This window comes from Exiguobacterium mexicanum, assembly GCF_005960665.1.
Lineage (GTDB): Bacteria > Bacillota > Bacilli > Exiguobacteriales > Exiguobacteriaceae > Exiguobacterium > Exiguobacterium mexicanum_A.
Genome location: NZ_CP040675.1, coordinates 1 through 17,656 on the forward strand (window position 1 = coordinate 1; position 17,656 = coordinate 17,656).

16 protein-coding genes are annotated in these 17,656 nt (G+C 42.5%); 12 read left to right on the forward strand and 4 right to left on the reverse strand.

All coding sequences use genetic code 11. The features are described 5' to 3' along the window. Both FED52_RS13930 and FED52_RS00050 read left to right on the forward strand, forming a co-directional pair. Positions 1-4,917, forward strand: a complete 4,917-nt coding sequence (locus tag FED52_RS13930; protein ID WP_138858545.1) for a hypothetical protein — start codon at positions 1-3, stop codon at positions 4,915-4,917. A gap of 95 nt (positions 4,918-5,012) precedes the next feature. Further along, positions 5,013-5,192, forward strand: a complete 180-nt coding sequence (locus tag FED52_RS00050; RefSeq protein ID WP_138858512.1) for a hypothetical protein — start codon at positions 5,013-5,015, stop codon at positions 5,190-5,192. Positions 5,193-5,680: 488 nt separating this feature from the next. On the opposite strand, the gene FED52_RS00055 is transcribed toward FED52_RS00050, so the two are convergent. From FED52_RS00055 to FED52_RS14040, 4 genes are all read right to left on the reverse strand, one after another. Next, positions 5,681-6,706 carry a tyrosine-type recombinase/integrase gene (locus FED52_RS00055; protein WP_138858513.1) on the reverse strand — a complete coding sequence of 342 codons (1,026 nt, stop codon included), beginning with the start codon at positions 6,704-6,706 and terminating at the stop codon, positions 5,681-5,683. A gap of 313 nt (positions 6,707-7,019) precedes the next feature. Beyond that, complete coding sequence (locus tag FED52_RS00060; RefSeq protein ID WP_138858514.1) at positions 7,020-7,553, reverse strand: HEPN domain-containing protein; 534 nt, start codon at positions 7,551-7,553, stop codon at positions 7,020-7,022. Next, a complete protein-coding gene (locus FED52_RS00065; protein WP_138858515.1) occupies positions 7,546-8,703 on the reverse strand; it encodes a GmrSD restriction endonuclease domain-containing protein in 1,158 nt (385 codons plus the stop codon). The genes FED52_RS00060 and FED52_RS00065 overlap by 8 nt, the downstream gene beginning before the upstream one ends. Positions 8,704-8,805: 102 nt before the next feature. Continuing rightward, the gene (locus FED52_RS14040) at positions 8,806-9,060 is read right to left on the reverse strand and encodes a helix-turn-helix domain-containing protein (protein ID WP_138858516.1); all 255 of its coding nucleotides are present in this window, start codon (positions 9,058-9,060) and stop codon (positions 8,806-8,808) included. A gap of 303 nt (positions 9,061-9,363) precedes the next feature. On the opposite strand from FED52_RS14040, the gene FED52_RS00075 reads away from it, so the two are divergent. The 10 genes from FED52_RS00075 (at position 9,364) to FED52_RS00120 (ending at position 17,653) form a co-directional block, all read left to right on the forward strand. Next, positions 9,364-9,852, forward strand: coding sequence for a helix-turn-helix domain-containing protein (locus FED52_RS00075; RefSeq protein ID WP_138858517.1), 489 nt, complete (start codon positions 9,364-9,366; stop codon positions 9,850-9,852). A 298-nt stretch (positions 9,853-10,150) separates the two neighbouring features. After that, positions 10,151-10,333, forward strand: coding sequence for a hypothetical protein (locus FED52_RS00080; protein WP_021065836.1), 183 nt, complete (start codon positions 10,151-10,153; stop codon positions 10,331-10,333). A 13-nt stretch (positions 10,334-10,346) separates the two neighbouring features. Then, positions 10,347-10,571 carry a hypothetical protein gene (locus FED52_RS00085; protein ID WP_012390467.1) on the forward strand — a complete coding sequence of 75 codons (225 nt, stop codon included), beginning with the start codon at positions 10,347-10,349 and terminating at the stop codon, positions 10,569-10,571. Between the two features lie 66 nt (positions 10,572-10,637). Then, a complete protein-coding gene (locus FED52_RS00090; protein ID WP_138858518.1) occupies positions 10,638-11,738 on the forward strand; it encodes a hypothetical protein in 1,101 nt (366 codons plus the stop codon). 14 nt (positions 11,739-11,752) lie between these two features. Continuing rightward, the gene (locus tag FED52_RS00095; protein WP_138858519.1) at positions 11,753-14,116 is read left to right on the forward strand and encodes a VirD4-like conjugal transfer protein, CD1115 family; all 2,364 of its coding nucleotides are present in this window, start codon (positions 11,753-11,755) and stop codon (positions 14,114-14,116) included. A 16-nt stretch (positions 14,117-14,132) separates the two neighbouring features. Next, positions 14,133-14,375, forward strand: coding sequence for a hypothetical protein (locus tag FED52_RS00100; RefSeq protein ID WP_012390470.1), 243 nt, complete (start codon positions 14,133-14,135; stop codon positions 14,373-14,375). A gap of 16 nt (positions 14,376-14,391) precedes the next feature. Further along, on the forward strand, positions 14,392-14,808 hold the full coding sequence (locus tag FED52_RS00105; protein ID WP_138858520.1) for a hypothetical protein: 417 nt from the start codon (positions 14,392-14,394) through the stop codon (positions 14,806-14,808). A gap of 15 nt (positions 14,809-14,823) precedes the next feature. Next, positions 14,824-16,725, forward strand: coding sequence for a pLS20_p028 family conjugation system transmembrane protein (locus FED52_RS00110; RefSeq protein WP_346764548.1), 1,902 nt, complete (start codon positions 14,824-14,826; stop codon positions 16,723-16,725). Between the two features lie 6 nt (positions 16,726-16,731). Next, on the forward strand, positions 16,732-17,031 hold the full coding sequence (locus tag FED52_RS00115; protein WP_138858522.1) for a DUF5592 family protein: 300 nt from the start codon (positions 16,732-16,734) through the stop codon (positions 17,029-17,031). 1 nt (position 17,032) lies between these two features. Beyond that, on the forward strand, positions 17,033-17,653 hold the full coding sequence (locus FED52_RS00120; protein ID WP_138858523.1) for a TraC-like domain-containing protein: 621 nt from the start codon (positions 17,033-17,035) through the stop codon (positions 17,651-17,653). Positions 17,654-17,656 lie beyond the last annotated feature (3 nt).

Below are 17,656 nucleotides of genomic sequence, written 5' to 3' on the forward strand. Positions count from 1 at the left end.
ATGCAAACTTTAATGGACTTAACTAAAGTATCTACCTCTTTCCCTATGCAGAGAGACAAAATGGTTAAACGAGTCAATATTATTGAATTAATAGAGGAACAGTTAACTGTGGCAAATATAGTATTGCTTAGTGCAACCAGTGAGAGTGGAAAAACAATGACTATGAAGGAATACTGTGAAGAAAACTCTATGACCTCATTATCTACATTTGTCAATTTTACATCGCCTTATGGATATGATTATGAAAATATTAAAATGAATTTATCTAACCAAATCAATTGGATTGTAAATAAAAGAGAACTTACAGTGGAAGAATTAGAGAATGCAAATCTAACTAACCTTATCTTCCAACTGGTTAGATACGGGAAAATAAATAATAAGAATTTCACTTTTGTAATTGATGGATTAGAAAATGCAGATTTAGAAATGCAAAATACTGTAGAAAACATATTGGAAAACATCTTTCCGCTCCAACAACAGACGTTTAATTTTTTGATTACAGATAACTTAAACGGAACAATAAATAAAATTTTAACAAAAAAGAAATTCAAATTTAAAGAAGTTAGCCTTCCAGGGATGACTGTAGATGAGACAACTTTAATGTTTCAAGGAACTTCGATGTCAGTCGAAAACCTAGAAGATGTTAGGAAAATGACTAAAGGAAAGCCTGGGCTTTTGAGGAATTTTAAAAGACTACTTGAGAGTGGTGCTGAAATTGATTTTTTACTTACCGATCCAAATACTCTGCCTGATTTTTTCAATCTAGAATGGGAAGAAATCAAAGAAGACTTCTTATTAATTAGAATATTGTCCATACTTACTTTTGATAAAAGGCAACATACGATTACTAGTGTTTCTAAATTTATAGGAGAAGAATACTCTAAGGTGGAAAATTGTATTTTGGAAAGTAATCTAGTGTTAACGATAAGTGGAAATTTAGAACTTTATAGTAGACAATTTAGAATGTTTTTAGAAACAAAGTTAGAACATTTAAAAAGTAAAGTGATTAATGAATCAATTGAATCAATTCTGCAACATGAAGCCTATGATATTCAAATAAAATTATTGCCCGAATACTATTTAGAAGCAAATAAACATAAAGATTTTTTGTCTTTGTTAGACACTGAAGAACACTATTCGATAATAGAGAAAACTCAATCAATGTCCCAACTCAGTAAATTAACGGAACTAGGTTATGTCACTTCCAAACAAATTGGAGAAGATATTAAATCGTTTAGATTTTCTATTCAAAATTCTATTATTCTACAAAACTATCAGTCTAAAGTTTGGAATTCAGAAATCCGGACATTAATTGCTTTAAATGATTTTAACAAAGCAATTAATATAGCAAATCGCAATGGTTTAATTGAAGATAGATTACACATGCTCTCAATAATCGCAAAGGAAATGAGTGAAAAGGATTTATTGGTTGATGGTGAGATAAAAAATCAAATTGAAAGTCTTTATCAACAATTAGATGTAGTGAATATTGAAGAAAAGGCAATTGAAATAGCATCACAACTAATTTATACCGATGTTGAGTTGGCGATAGAGCTTATTGAAAAGTCTGTAGGGATTAAAAAGGGGGAGAATGCTTTCGACTACGCAGTTGCTAAAGTATCTCTTGCTGCCATGGACGAAGAAAATCTAATAGATAATAACGACTTTGAAAAAATTAAAGAAAAAGTAAAGAATCCTAGTATTAAAAATTTCTTTGAAGAGTTTTATTTATTCGTAAAAAATCAAAGTTCTTTAGAAATTCTTTCGGCAATTGATAAGTTTGAATCTCAGACGGATAGAATTACTATTCTGGCTAATTGGTGTGTAATGAACAAATTAGTCAATGAAGGATATGAAATAGTAAGGAAAACTTTTGAAATCATAAACTTAACGTCAAACTATTCTCCCAATGCAGGAGTATACCATAAACTTTCCAACCAATTAAATTACATTAAATCAATTGAAAATTTTGAAGAGTTGTATGATCTTTTCGAGAGCCAAGAACTGAATATTGAAAAATCAGGACCAAGAATTGAATATATAAAAATGAAAATCAACATAATCAAAGGTTTAAATAACATTAATTCCATAAAATTGTATGAAGAAATTGAAAAGTTGTATTTGTATATTAGTGAGTTAGATGAGCTTACATTAAAAAGTGAAGGTTTATCTTTAATGTATTCTATGTTAGAAAATTTAAGTCTAATTGAAGAAATCGAACAATGTTTAATTATAAAAGAATTAATTAAAGTTGAATTAGAGGAATGTATTGCAATCATAATCCGAGAATCAGCAAACCATTTTGAAGAATTAAAAATAATTATTAATTCACTAGCTCCAATCGATCCAAAGTATGTTTTAGATATAATTGGTAATATCAATACATCTCTGAATAGAGAAAAAAGTTATTATGAATTTTTAATTTCGATTACAGAATTAGAGAAACTATCGGAGAAAACAGATCATATAATTTTCGCACTGAATTCAATAAAAAATGATAACGACTTGTTCAGTGAAGGATTATTAAAAGTAATAAAAAGCATTAAAACTGCAAATGAAGAGAATGTTTTTTCACTTTACAATGAAATCTTCAAATTGATTCCGAAAGTAGAAGAAGTAGAAATTAAATGCGAAATTTACGGTAATCTATGGCAAATAGCATCTAGTGATAATAAATATTATGGATTAAAACAATCTTTTAAAAAAGATTTAACGGCTTGCTGGGATTCCATAGACATTGGATGGAGAAAAATTGATGTCGGATTTAGGATTTCAACAATGCTCTCGGAAGTTTCGTTTGAAGCTGCCCGAGAATTTATTAAGAAAGTAGAAGAATGCAGAAAAGAATTGAATTTTTATGATTCTAATTTCTCCTCTAGCTATGTTGTACTTCTTAGATTGTTAATCAAAACATATAGCGCTTTGGTTGAAATAAATGCAGATACAGAGGCAGATTATTTGATAATGAGAAACCTTATAGAGTCAATACCATCTTATGGAGAACAAGCTATATTGTGGAGTGAGATGGCATACATCTACTTTAAAAAAGAAAATCAAGAGCAGGCAAAAATAATTGTACGTAATCACGTGTACGAAAATATTCAAAAAATTGAGGATGAAGATGCAAGGTATAAATATCATGTTGTTTCTATTGTTGCGCCGTCACTATATTTGTGGCATAAAGAATTGACCTTGGAAATGATAGACGGCATAAATTATGATTTTAGAGAAATTGCTCTGCATAATATATCTACATTTATTTTCACAAAGCATTCTGTACTTGAACCTTATGATAGACAACTTCACAAAGGATTCGTTGTAAAATACGAAGAGCTTTTAGATGTGTGTAAAATAGTCTCGCTTGTAAAACACGATAGTTCAGCGATGGTGAAAATTATCGATGTACTTGAGAGCCTCGAACATAGAAACTCAAAATTAACACAACAACAAGTTGCTGATATAAGAAGCAGAATTGAAAAAATAATAAACTTAAATTTTCCAATGGCAGAACATATTATTCATGAAGGGTACAAAATTGTATGCTTAAGTTATTTGTACAAAACAGGCAATAATAAAACCAAAGCTAATGACTGGAATAAACTTCTTGAACGAGCTAATGCAATTCCAAACACTTCTGATAAGATTTTTACTAAAATAGAAATCGCAAGTAACATTCCAAGTAAACATTCTGAACTACTTTCAACAGTGATAGAAGAAATTGAAATGGAAATTCAACAAATACCAATGATTCTAGATAAAGTATCTAAGTATGAACATCTTGCTAAATCTTTAATCTCAAGGAAAAATAATAAAAGTAAAAAATACCTAAAAGATGCTATGCAATTAACATTGAATAATGAAAATGAATATGGAGATAATTACGTAGAAATACGAAAAAACTTGATTGATTTATCTTACAGAATTAACTCTGAATTTGCTGAAAGTCTGGTTTCTCTTACGGATGATGATCCGGTTAGAAAGAAGATGAAAGAGGAGATGGATGAGGAATTATTAATACTAGAGTTAAAGAATGAAATGAGCAACGAGAAAAGAAATCATGAAATCAAAGGGCCTCATTCAAAATACTCCTATGCTTCTTGGAAGCTATTGGCCTCTCTAAATGCTAACAGAATTAACGCGCTATCTATTGAGAAAAGTATGTATTATCTTAATGTGGCTTCAAAAATGCCTCTAAGTAAGGCGTATCCCATTTATAGTTGGATTGTATCAAATGCTAAACTTAAGAATATCTCCAAAAAAGATGAGAGTTTCGTTCATGAATTGTTTAGATATATGACAGTTGTTTCGAAATTTTCTTTGAGTCTAAATGCAAAAAGTAAAGTTATACTTAATGATTTTAATGATGCCTATCAAAGAGAACATGAAGCCAGTGTTCTCATTAGAGTGGGAGATAGAGATAAAGCCATTAATTATATTACAGAATGGTTTGAAAATGAAGTGGATGAATTTGTAGTTATTTGCGATCCGTATTTCGGTCCGAATGAACTTGATGTTGTAAATATAATGTATGGCATTAAAACAGATGTTGAGTACATTATTTTAACTAGTAAGAAACATCAAAAGCAAGAACATTTAGATGTTGCGCTTGATGAAGTGTATTATGATCATTGGAGATTTAAAATTTCAGATCAAGATCCGCCAAACATAAAAATTAATGTTTTAGGAACTCGGAAAACAGGTGACATGCCTTTACACGATCGATGGTTATTAACAAAGAATTCAGGTTTAAGATTAGGAACTTCACTAAATTCTATCGGCCTCAGTAAGGAATCTGAAATTTCTAAACTGAGTCAAGATTCAGCGAACATGATTTTCAATCAATTAGCTGGATATATATCAGGAAGCGAGAAAGAGCACAAGGGAGACAGATTACTCTATAATACGTTTACAGTGTAAATAAACAAAAAAAATTAATAAGGAGTACTGTTATAAATTGCAAAAACGATTCAAGTTCGTCTTTTCATGTTCAAATAGCTCAAGGTGCTTTAAACATGAAAATGAAGAAAAACTATGTAAACGGTTATTTGGTTGGGCAACTTTTCACGTTTTGGGGTATGAAAACCAGATTGGTGCGCTGGACTTTTACGCCCCTTAGACAAAAAGTGAAATGGAGTTCATTCAAACTCTTTCGCGATGTCGGCCAGCTGGATGTGTTTTTTGAGAGTTTTTGAGAAATAGACTTTTCTGACAGATGGAAAGCTAGAAGATATAGTCGTAAAGTACTTGGACGAACCAATTTGAGTATATTCAGTTAAGCTTTTCATCCCCCGTCATCCCATTGGGCCCTTTCTTCTCGTTAAATAAATCGCCAGATGAAGATTATTCCGGGAAGAGGAGGGCCGGCAATTTTGGGTCGCGTTCATCAAGGAAGCTCGTTATACGCAATATGTTTCAGTACTCCCAGTTTAAATGCTATCTAATGCACTGTATAGGACGGACTGAAGGTTGTCTATTCCCGTCTATGCATATTCTTGAAATCACCCCGGACGCATCTCCTAACGTAGTGTAAACTTCTTTACCTGTCAAATGTCGTTCAGTGATTTATATTTTCAACGCTTTTGTAAATTCGGCAAAAAAAACTTGTAAAAGTTGGATATAAAATTCAGCTTTTATGGGGTGTTCACTTAAGTAACTTTGTTGTTCTTAAACAAGTGTCGATTTACTCAAATGGCAAGTCCAAATTAGATAGGTTTGATAATTGATCAAGAGATTGCAAATATCCATTCGTTGTATTAATTGATTCGTGGCCGACCAATTGCATGACCCCAATCAACGAATTTCCTTTCGCCAGGAGCTTTGTGATGTAGGCCCGGCGGAACCAATGGGGCGGGGTCTTCTCTTCGTGCGCGACATGGTCGACCGCCTGATGAGTTATCAAGCGGAGGGCTTCATAAGTGATTGCCTTGTTGGCTTTTTTCGTACTAAAAGCGATGAAAGGGGATGACACCTCCTCGATCATCATCAATGTCTGCAGTCGATTCACGAGATGGGTCGCTTTCTCGGTAAGCGGGATGCGGCGCCATTTGTCGCGTTTCCCCTTCACCTCGAGGTAAGATGTATGCTGATTTCGCTTCACATCGGTGAACTTGATTGACAACAGTTCTGCAGCTCGCATGCCTGTCGTCAACAACAAATACCCGATCGTCTCGTTCCGGAGCTCCATGAGCTCCTTTTTTTGAGCCCTTTTGACGGTATATCGGAACGACTCGGCAATCCGCTCAATCTCGTCGAAATCGACCTCACGCCGAAGCAACTCAGGGCGCTGCTGGTTTTTCACATGGAAGGCCAGATTATATAGATGATACTGGTTGACGTGGAGATAGGTTAGGAGACGCTTTAGCATATGATTCTTCCGCTGCGCCGTGCGTGGGGCATACTGTTCGTTCACCTCGAATAGGTAGCGATGGATGTCGAGCACGGTCAGGTCTTTTAACCCGTCGGTCTTCATCATCACAAAATTTAGGATGAACTCGAGGTCCAGTTTATATGCGCGCCGCGTGTGCGTGCTCTTGTCCGCATAGATCGGGAACAGTTCCGTCGCCCAGAACAATTCGATGATTTCGAGGTCAGTCAATGTTTTTAGATCGATATGGCTCTTCTTCAACGCCTCGGCCAATTTTGGATTCGCCCCCGTCAGTTCTCGCAACGCTACTTCGAACGACTTCTGCTTTTCCTCAAGCTCCATGCTTCTCCCTCTTTTCGCTATATATTTTTAAATCAAAATCCTTATTTTATGAAATATACAATAAGATTATGTAATACGTATGTAGTTAAATTCAAAATACAAGTGTAATAAAATTGATTAGCTGAATATAAATGTATTACTCTCTTGGTATTAGATAGAATTAAAATTCATTAACTTGTGATAATCCTATATTATCACAAGTTATAATTTTAATCTTAGTTATAGTTTTTGGTAAATAAAACTGCCACTTACATTACTAAGTAGCAGTTTTATGAATAGGTTTATAGTTTGACTAAATTGTCAGGTCAACATTTCAATGAGATTTAAAGTGGTTTTGTAAGAACGAAATGAAAAGAGTAGCAGATTGATACTTTGTATAGAGCTCTGCAGCTGTTTTATCTACAAATTGCGTAGCGATATTTTTATGAATCAGATGATTTCTAAGTCGACCAATTTCTAAGAAATCTCTCATACCGGTAGATAAATCTTCGTTACTTTGTATGATTTTCGTGATTTCATCTTTAAACTCGCTCCCAAACAAACCAAAGAAAGTATTACAATTTTTAGCATCTTCCCAATTGAAAAGTGTATGATACTGCCTTTTCAACGCCTTATTCTCTAAAAAACTTACTATAGCTTTACCTTCTGACTTTCGAACAAAAAAATCAACCATCATTTGTGTTACCGCTACTTCGAAATAACTCGCTGAAGAAAGAACAAAGAATTTTTTTAATTGATCGTCTAAAGTGACGACAAAAGAAACTTCACTTGCTTCAGTTAAATAGTGTAGTATTTCACTTTGTTGACTATAAATCTCTTCAATTGGATTGATTATTTTGTCATTCATTGAAAGCACTCTCTGCAATTTTAATTCTTGCTAATACATTTTCTTTATTTCCTGTAGCTTCAGATGTTGCTTTCTGAAAATCAGAATTACTTTTCAAACCTGTGTATGTTTCTTGGGAACATACCTTAACTAAAGAAGTGTCTCTGTGGATAAGAGCATCATTACAAGACGCATAAAATATGGATTCAAAAACTGAAATAGTGAATTTAGATTGGCTCACTAAGAAAATGTCTCTGTTTAGTTCTTTGATTTTATCAAAGAATGTTATGAACAACTCTTCTATAAACTGATTTTCTTCTTGTTCAAACTTGGCGAATTTCCCAGCAGATGCATTCAAGAAACTTGCCATAGGTGGTTTATAGTCTTGTGAATAAAATAAAATAGAAGCCGATCTTAAAAGCATTTCCACGTCTTTTAGCCTTAAGTCTGGTTCAGTTTGTCCTATTAAATTTCTCCAGTTTTCATTCAAATTGACCCGCTTTAACATTTTATCGAACTCTGAATGGTATAAACTCGAACGAATCTCTTGGGGTCTTAAGTTTAAAGATCCTGTGTTAAGTCGATTAAATATTTCAAAAATCGAAGTATGATTATCATCGGGTTGAGTTTGTTTGATAATTATATTTCGAATTGTACATAAATCAAAACTGCTCTTGAGTTCTCCTAGGTCACTATATGTCAGGGAATTCAGAGGAGTTGAGTCATCTAATTGTAATTTGAATGGACGGAAATACTGTCCGTCATTAAGGACTTTTTCTGGTATATATCCATGTTCATCAAATATTCTCCCTAATTCAACCCGCTTTTCTTTTCTGGGAAACCTTTGTTTAATGAAATAATAAATAGTCATTAATCTTTGTTGACCGTCAATAATTAAAAATTTATTTCGCGCTTCTTCATATAAAAAGATTTGTGGAATAGGCAGACCAATTATTAATGATTCAATAAGTTTAGATGCTCGTTTAGCATCCCAAACATAATTTCGTTGAAAGTCTGGAATTTTAACAACTCCCGATTCCAAAAAATTATATAAGGTTAAAATGTTAAAGTCATTAGGTGATGAAGTAATCTCATATTCTTTTATACTTATATCAGCCTTCTCACCACTATTTTCTAACTCATCTTCATACCATAAAATATCATTAGTCATTATATTACTCCTAATTATTGTATTTAATATCATTAATTATAAATAATCTATTTCTTGATTTCACTTGTTTTGTTGATTGAAATGTATTTTTCGTAAGAATAGTTAAAAGAAGCGTTCATCATTAAAAAAATCATTCAAAGAAATATTTAAACCATTACAGAATTTTTGTATAGTGCTTACTTTAGGATGTTTCGTACGTCCAGTCATTAGTTCTGAGATAGTTGCCTGATTCAATCCACCTTTTTGTATGACTTGATGGATTGTCATATTTCGTTCCGCTGCGAGCTCCTTCATTCGCTCGATGATTGCCTCGTTCAACTCCACTTGCTCACCCCACGATCTTAGTACTCTCTTCATCTTTATTCTTTATGAACTCTTCTATTCCTCTAGCCTACCGTAATCTCTTGAAATCAAAATAATTGTCATTATTTTCTATACTTAAAGCGTTATTTTTTTACAGTTGTGCTACAAAACCAAAAATATTGAGTTACTGTTGCTCTCTATCCCTTGTATACAGCGGATTCGACAAGAGTCGTCAATTGTAAAATTTCTGACATATCAGAAAACTGATGATTTTTAGGCTTAATCCTGATATATTGGAACCAACAAAAGGAAACATCTGTTTGGTCGCCGCTCTGGTCTACAGAAAGGGGAAGGCTTATGTATCGATTCGGGGAGTGGTTGAAGGAGAACCGCCGGCTCTCGGGCTGGTCACAGGTCGAACTATCGGAAAAGACATTCGGAGAGATTTCACAGCCCGCCATCAGCCAATATGAGCAAAACCGTTCGGTGCCGTCGATCGCGGACATCGATCATCTGGCCCGCGCGTTCGGGCACACGCTCGCTACGGTGCCTTGGGACGCCATCGACTTCGGATACGGGGCGAAGCGTTCCGTCACGAAGCTGGAGCGACGTCGGTTCGACCTGAAGGAGTTGCCGCAGGCCGACTCGGTACGGACGTTCGATGGAAAAACGTATGAATTGCACGGTTTCATCGGAATCGAGAAGGCGAGCGGCGAAGCGGTCCAGTTGACCCAACTCTACTATCGGATCCGGACGGTCGTCTGTGACGCCCACGTGCTCGCCAAACGCAGGAACCCAGATGACGAGCTCATCCATGTCAAGAAGCGAAAAAGAGTCCGACAGTAATCGACATCGACGTAGCAGCACATCCTTAAGGATGGTCTAATCCAATCACATACCGGCGTGTCCCTCACCAGTGACCGGGTGGGCGGGATCTACGCACAGATGGTTCGGCGAGAGTCGCCTAAAACTCGCCACAAGGTCACCGCATCGTTCCGGGTCATCGAAAAACCCTGTACAGCTCCTTAGATTCATGAGGAGCGGAGTTCGTGGGAGAACGGCTAGAAACCCACCGCACCGAATCCGACTGTCCTTAATGATGTGCTGCTGCACATCACGAGATCAAGGGAAGGAAGTGTGTACTGTGGCATCAAAAGAACAGAAACAGAACCGTAGCTTCGCCGAGAAACTCTTACGCATCCGTGGGAAGGACTATGAGGAGTGGCTCGACGAACAACATCAGCAGGTCATCCAGGACAACCAGGAACTCATTTTGGAGGCGCTCGAGGCGAAGCTCAGCTTCAAGTCGCCAGCGCACCAGGATTAAGGAGGAGAACGACATGGGACTCAATGAGACAGGGCTCAGCTTGCTTCAGTTCTTCCAGGGACTCGCCGTCATCGCCGCGGCTATCGCCTTCGCGATCGGGGGCTTCTACTTCATTTTCGGCGGGGATCGCGGACGCTCGAAGGCCGTCGGGTGGCTCGTCGGGGGCGCCGTCGGCCTGATCATCGTCATGGGCGCGTTCACGCTCGCCGAGATGGTCGACCAGAACATCAAATTCTAATGCACACCATCGTAGCGTTCCAATCGGAAGGCTTTTTTTGTTGCTTGAAATGAGAGGAGGAACGAGATGCTGTTTGTACGATTCACCGACGTGCCGGACACACGGATCCAGAACTATGAACGGCTCACCTTCGCCGAGGCAGTCATCGCGACCCATGAGCTGCACCAGGCACACAGCGAGGAAGGGACGAGCTGCTCCGGTGATTTCCGGCTCTTCGACCAGAAGGATGAACTGCTCTATCGAGGCACGTTCACGTTCGGGACTGGAGGCACCTATCCGAACCTGTATCATCAAGTGAATGACCGGGTGCAACGGATCCGGACGAAGAAAGAGGATAATGCGAAGAAGATGTGGCTCCTCGACGAGATCGAGTCCGAGACACCGGAAGACTATAAGCACCCGTCCACCAAATCGAACCCGATTGTGTCGTCGACCTATCAGTCACGGCTGACCCGCTTGCAGCGCCGCCTCATCTACGGGGTTGCCACGGCCGGGCTTTTATTCACCTCCCTGTTTACTGCCGCGCAATGGTTCATCGACAAGGAGGCGCACGCCGAACAGGTGACCGGTGTCGAACAGACATGGCTGGATGCTTATGAACAGGCGCTCCAAGGTGAGGAATCCTCGCTCATCGATTTACTGGAACGGAAAGACCGGTCCGAAAAAGAGGATGCCCTACTGGTCGATCTCTATCTAGCGGAAGGAGAAGACCAAAAAGCGCTCGAGTTCACGGATGACCCGATCCTAATCGAGACGAAGCTGGCCGGACTTGACCTATCCGATAAGGAAAAGTTGGAACGGCTTCGGGAGTTCCAAGCATCACATCCGACCGATGAGGGCACGTTCGATATCGCCGTACTAGAACGGGATCGTGAGACCGTGGCCAAGACGGATGACGTGGAGTGGACCGCTCCCCGCATATCGGCGAAAGTGACTGCCTACCTCTATCTCGGGGACATCGAATCCGCGAAGGAATGGGCGTCCAAGACGAACAATCCTGCCGTGCAAGATAAGATTGAGAAGTATCAGGACAACACGGCTACTATCGACGAACTGAAAGAGAAATTGAAGAAAACCCCTAGCAAGGACACTTCAGATCGTGAGAAAATTCAAGCCGCTATCGCTACTGAAGAAGTTAACCTAGAAACGATTCTTTATTCAAATTGAGGTAGGTGAAATAATTGAGAACTCAGTCTCTATCGCCACGATTCCCGATACGTCTGATCTTCCCCGCCCTGTTCTGCCTGGTAGGTCTGCCGGCCGGGATTTTTTATCTGCTGAACGGGGTCTACAACATCACTCGACAAATCATGACCCCGATAATTCAAGACGGGCTGTTGGCCGGGGCGACGATTCCGACGCTCTCACCCTCCTTATTCTTGGAGGTGAGTCTTCCGTCTTCGACCGTCTTGCTCGGACTGATGGCGTTCAGTCTGTTCATCGGACTGGTCGTGTTCGGCAAGGTGTGGCTGAACTTCCGGGACCTGCGGAAAGATCAGAAAGGGAGCGCCCGCTTCACCTCATTCGATGAACTGAAGCAACAATACCGTCGTGTCCCAGACCGGAAGAAGCGCTATGACGGATTGGGTGGTGTCCCCGTCGGACGGGTCAAAAACGAGCTGTTCATCGATGATTCGCCCGTCAACAACCTGGTTATCGGGACGACCCGTTCCGGGAAGGGCGAGACGTTCGTGTTCTCGACGATCGACCTGTACAGCCGGGCAAGTGACCAGGCCAGCCTGATCATCAACGACCCGAAAGGCGAGCTTTTCGCCGCCTCGAAGGAGACGCTCGAGCAACGCGGCTATCAGGTCGAGGTGTTGAACCTGATGAACCCGCTCCAATCGATGTCGTACAACCTGTTGCAGCTGACGATTGACGCGTTTTTAGAAGAGAACTACTCGCTCGCCCAACAGTATGCACGTTCGGTCGCGTTCATGTTGTACCATGACGCGAAGGCTCGGGACCCGTTCTGGGCCAACTCGTCGATCGACCTGTGCACGGCGCTCATCCTCGGTCTCTGTGAGGAGGCAAAGGACACGCCGGAGAAGATCAACATGTACAACGTCGCGCTCATGCTCTCGGACCTCGGTTCCCGGACGGTGGTCACGCGACAAGGACAGGAAATCTCCGCGCTCGACGAGTTCTTTCAGCGATTCCCGGAGAACCATCCCGCCCGACTCCAGTTCGCGACGCTCCACTTCTCCGGTGGCCAGACACGGGCGAGTATCTTAGCCAATACGAATGCGAAACTCGGGATCTTCACGTTGAACGGGACCGGGAAGCTGACGTCGATGAACTCGCTCGACATGCGACGCATCGGATTCAACCGCTGGATCAGTGGACGGACTGAACCTTTGACACGACTCACGTTCACGTTTCCCGATGGGACGACCCATGCGCTCACGACAGACGACGATGGCAGCTTCATCGTGTACCACGCGTCGTCACTTAGAACCGGAGACGCCGTTCAAATCTCGACCGACTCAAGCACTGCGACGATCCAGCTAGAAGCGCATGACGAGGAGAGTGGACGTTTCCGTTACGCAATAGATGAGATGATACAGATTCGTGAGGTGATGCACCAGCTCCGTCCTGTGGCGGTGTTCCTGATCGTCCCAGACTATGACCCGACATTCAACGTCATCGCGTCGCTCTACATCAAACAGGTATACACGGCGCTCGCCCGGGTCGCCTCGCAGACGAAACAAGGCAAATGCGAGCGCCAAGTCGTCTTCTTACTCGATGAGTTCGGCAACATGCCACCAATCGAGGGTATGGCCAACATCATCACGGTCTGTCTCGGGCGCAACATGCGCTTCAACCTCGTGATCCAGGCCTACTCTCAGCTCGAGAACCTATACGGTGAGGATTGGAAGACGATTGACGGCAACTGCGGGAACACACACTATCTGTTGACAGCGGACGAGTCGACCGCCGAACTAATCTCGAAGAAGCTCGGTGAGGCGACCATCGTCACGAAATCGCGGTCCGGTCAGACGTTCTCGCTCAAAAAATCGAAGACGGAGAATGTGGACGGCCGCCGGCTCATGACAGCGACCGAGGTCATGGGACTCAAAGAGGGCGAGATGCTCATCATCCGTGTCATCAAGCGTCAGGACACGAAGAAACGACGTATCCAGTCGTATCCGATCTTCCTGAGCGGCAAGACGGCGATGAAGTACCGCTACGAATACCTGGCGGACGACTTCGACACGGACCGCTCCCTGCATGACATCGACATCCCCTGCCGTCACGCCGGTCTCGACTTCGAACAGATCCGCGTCCGTTTCGCGAAGCAAGAAGACGAAACGGATATCAATATTCCATCGAATCAGGAAGATAAGTCCTTGACGGTACGAGATGTGCTGCAGGACAGCATCCTCCGCTCCATGTTCGAAGGACATGACATCGGCGGGATGTCCCTCCCCGAGTTCGAGACGAACCTGAACCTAGGAGTTTACGACGTCACCGACAGCCAGAAGAGCTTTTTGAGCACGATGATCGCGAAGCGACTCGAGAAACTGAAGCAAGGTACACCGTAGAGAGGAGGCCGAACCCATGGCCGAGAGTGCGAGAGAGAAGCGAATCCAGAACGAATTGCGTGTCGTCGCGAGGATCATCGAGACGCAACGCGTCCGCCTCGAACGGGGCGACGTGCTCAATATCCAAACGACCGATGGCTTTCTGACCGTCTATCAGGACGACACCTCAGACACCCCGAAAACTGTTACACTAATAGATAAGTTCGACTTCCGCGTCAACTTAAAAGTCGCGGATCTATTGAAGGGGAAAATCGTCTGACGGAGGGGTAAACGTTATGAGGAAACTACTTGCGGGTACTTTAGGAATCAGCTTGTTTTTACTTGGAGCTTGCTCAAATTCCAATGAGTCTTTGGTTCAACGTGATATTGAACACGTTGAGAAGGTCATGACAGCCGAAGAGGATGATTATTTGCTGATTGTAAAAGAAGAAGATGGTGAATTCGAAGAGTTCGTTGAATTCGTAAAAGAGGTAGCGAACGAAGAGAGTCAACAAGTCACGCTCTATAATACGTTTCAGCCAGATGGCGAGGAACTTGTCGATCGTGGTAACTTTGAATACACTGACGAACTAAAAGGTGCCGTTCTATACTCGATTCAAGATGGAAACGTCACAGATGAAATCAATGTTGGAATGTTGACGGCGGATAATTACGAACAACAGTTAGCAGACTTCTTTACTAGGACTCAGTAGATTGGGGGTCTTTCAATGGCTGATTCCGATTTAATCACCAAATTACAGGAATACGAAGATGTACTCCAAATAAGTAGTATGGTCAATGACGCACTGCGCTCAATGGGATGGATTCTTGTCAGAGGACTATCAGTCTTGATTGACGGCCTTGAATCAATCACAAATCAAATCCTATTAACCAATACATTCTTCAATAATGAACAAGTGGTTGAATTCGTTCTTACGATTCAACCTTTTTTGTATGTTCTTTTAGCAGGAAGTTTCTTGTTCACTGGGTACTTGTTGATTTTCCAAAAGAAATTTGAACGTGAGAGTTTTTTGATCAACCTGTTCATCACACTATTGATCTTAGGTTTACTTTCACCAACTATGAGCCGAATTCAGGAGTTCTCTGATGAGGCAATCGCAGAAATCGGAACAGACTCGCTTTACGACGGAGAAGCCTCATTATCTGAGAGTATCTTAAAGCGGAATGTACATGATTTGATTGAGCACGATTCGAAGAATTTTGATGCTAATACAGGCGAATCATTAAATGCCATTCCGACTGAGTTGATTGATAATATCCGAATTAATGAAATTTTCGACAAGAACAACTATGACTTATCGGCAACCGGAAACAAATTGGCCGATTCCTATATTCTATGGAACGGAAAAGAGACAAGTCTCGGTAAACTCGATCAAAGTGGCGTCGAATGGAACAACCAGTATTACTACCGCTATCAGCCGAACTGGTTGACCATCTTCGTGACACTCGGAATCATGGGCTTCACGCTGTTCTCGATCGCCTACAAACTGGCTCGTCTCTCGTTCGAGCTTGCCTTCAACTATGTCTTGGCAATCCTCGTCGCACCGGCCGATCTGCACAGTGGTCAAAAGACGAAAAAGGTCATCCAAAGCATTTTGAACACGTTCCTCGTGATCATTCTGATCTTCGTCTCCATCAAATTGTACACGATCGGGACCGCCTATCTCGCAGAGACGTTGGACGGGTTCGCCTACCTGATCGCCCTCATCGCCTTCTCGGTCGCATTGATCGATGGGCCAAACATGGTCGAGCGGCTGTTTGGGATCGATGCCGGGCTTAAACGGGGCTGGGGTGTCGCTCTCGGTGCCTATGCCGCCGGGAAAGGCGTGACCTCGGTAAGTGCCCACGCGGTCTCAAAGGTCGCACGTGCCACACAAGGCGCACCGAAGATGCCATCGCTCCATGAGGCCGCGACGACTCGGATGGATACAAACTCCGTTCCTCAGAATGGTTCACCGCTTAATGCGGCGAGCCAAACTCCACAAAGGATGGACAATGAGCGACAGATTGATGCGAATGAGTTCGCCCAGGCGAATCAAACCGCCAGTCGCACGCAGGCCGATCAAGAGAATCCGACAATTCCGAAGGACGTTGCGCAACCAATCAGTGGTCAAGAATCAGAACCGGAATCGCAAGGCTCTACACACGTGAAGGAAGCGGCAGGTCGCACGTCTCCCGAATCGATTCATGCGACGAACCCGGAATCGATTCGCGACCATTCAAGTTCTGGTCATTCTCCAGTCCCTGCTTCGTCGACTATCGAACCGGTTACCGGGTCCATTGATGCCGTGTCTGGACCAGACCACCGTCACAACGAATCGGTAGCCCGAAACGACGTGACGTCACCGACACCTTATGAGGCACCACATTCAAATGACTCATCCTCGTCTTCATCATCAACGATGGATTCGAGTGATGCGGCAACAGCGAAACATCAAGGACGCGCCCGACGGACCATCCATCAAGACACCGTGCTCGACGTCGAGACCGAGGTCATTGAACAGGTGCGTGAGAATCATACGCACCGTCATAGCCAGAATCATGAAGAAACGCGACGGATTTATCCGACCTCGCCGCCTAAACCTGACAACATCAAGAAGAAGGAGTGATGACCTATGCGCAACTACCGAATCCCGAACGAGGTCACGACCGAGCTCAAGATCAACAAGATGCTCTATCTGCATGACTTCCTGTTCCTCGTCGGGCTCATCGTGCTCCGCCTCGTGACGCTCCCGTTCATCCCGTCCTTGCTACACATCCCGTTCACGATCTTCCTCGTCGTCTTCGGGCTGTTCATGGTGCTCCGACCGGCGACGAATCCGCAGAAACGGATGGTTCACGCGCTCTACTACGCGCTTATCAAACGGAAAGATACCTATCTCGCGCTCGACGCGCAGACGAAAGGACGTGATTGAAATGGCGTTCATCGAAGACACACTACAGGAACCGAGACGCACAGGCACCTGGTTCGACGAACAGGACGTGGTCGAGAAACGGAAGGTCAAAGACAAGGTCGTCATCAAACCGACGGTCGCCGAGCTGATGCCGGTCGTCGACATCACCGGGACCGAGTCGTTCGAGATGCGCGACGGGACCTATCTCGACATGGTCCAGCTCACCTCAAAGGACATCTATTCATTGAATGAAGAGGAAAAGGACCATGATGTGTTCTCGCTCGCCTATCTCCTGCAGGCGTACACGCACCCGCTTAAGGTCGTGCCGATGAACACACCGCTCAGTCTCGAACGGCAGAAGATCGGCATCGAACGACAGATTCGACATAATCACACACCGGCCTATCTGCCCTTCTTGTTGAAGAAGAAGCAGGAGCTTGAATACCTCGAGGAGCATCGCACCAATCGCGATTATCTCCTCTTTTTTTATGCCGACGACGAGCGGACGCTACGGGAGCGAAAGACGCAACTCTATAAACTGCTCCGTCGCTCAAACCCGATGCGCGAGCTGACGCTCGATCAGAAGGTGCATGTGCTCTATCAGCTGAACAACCCGAACACGAAACCGCAACTCGACGCCTGAAGA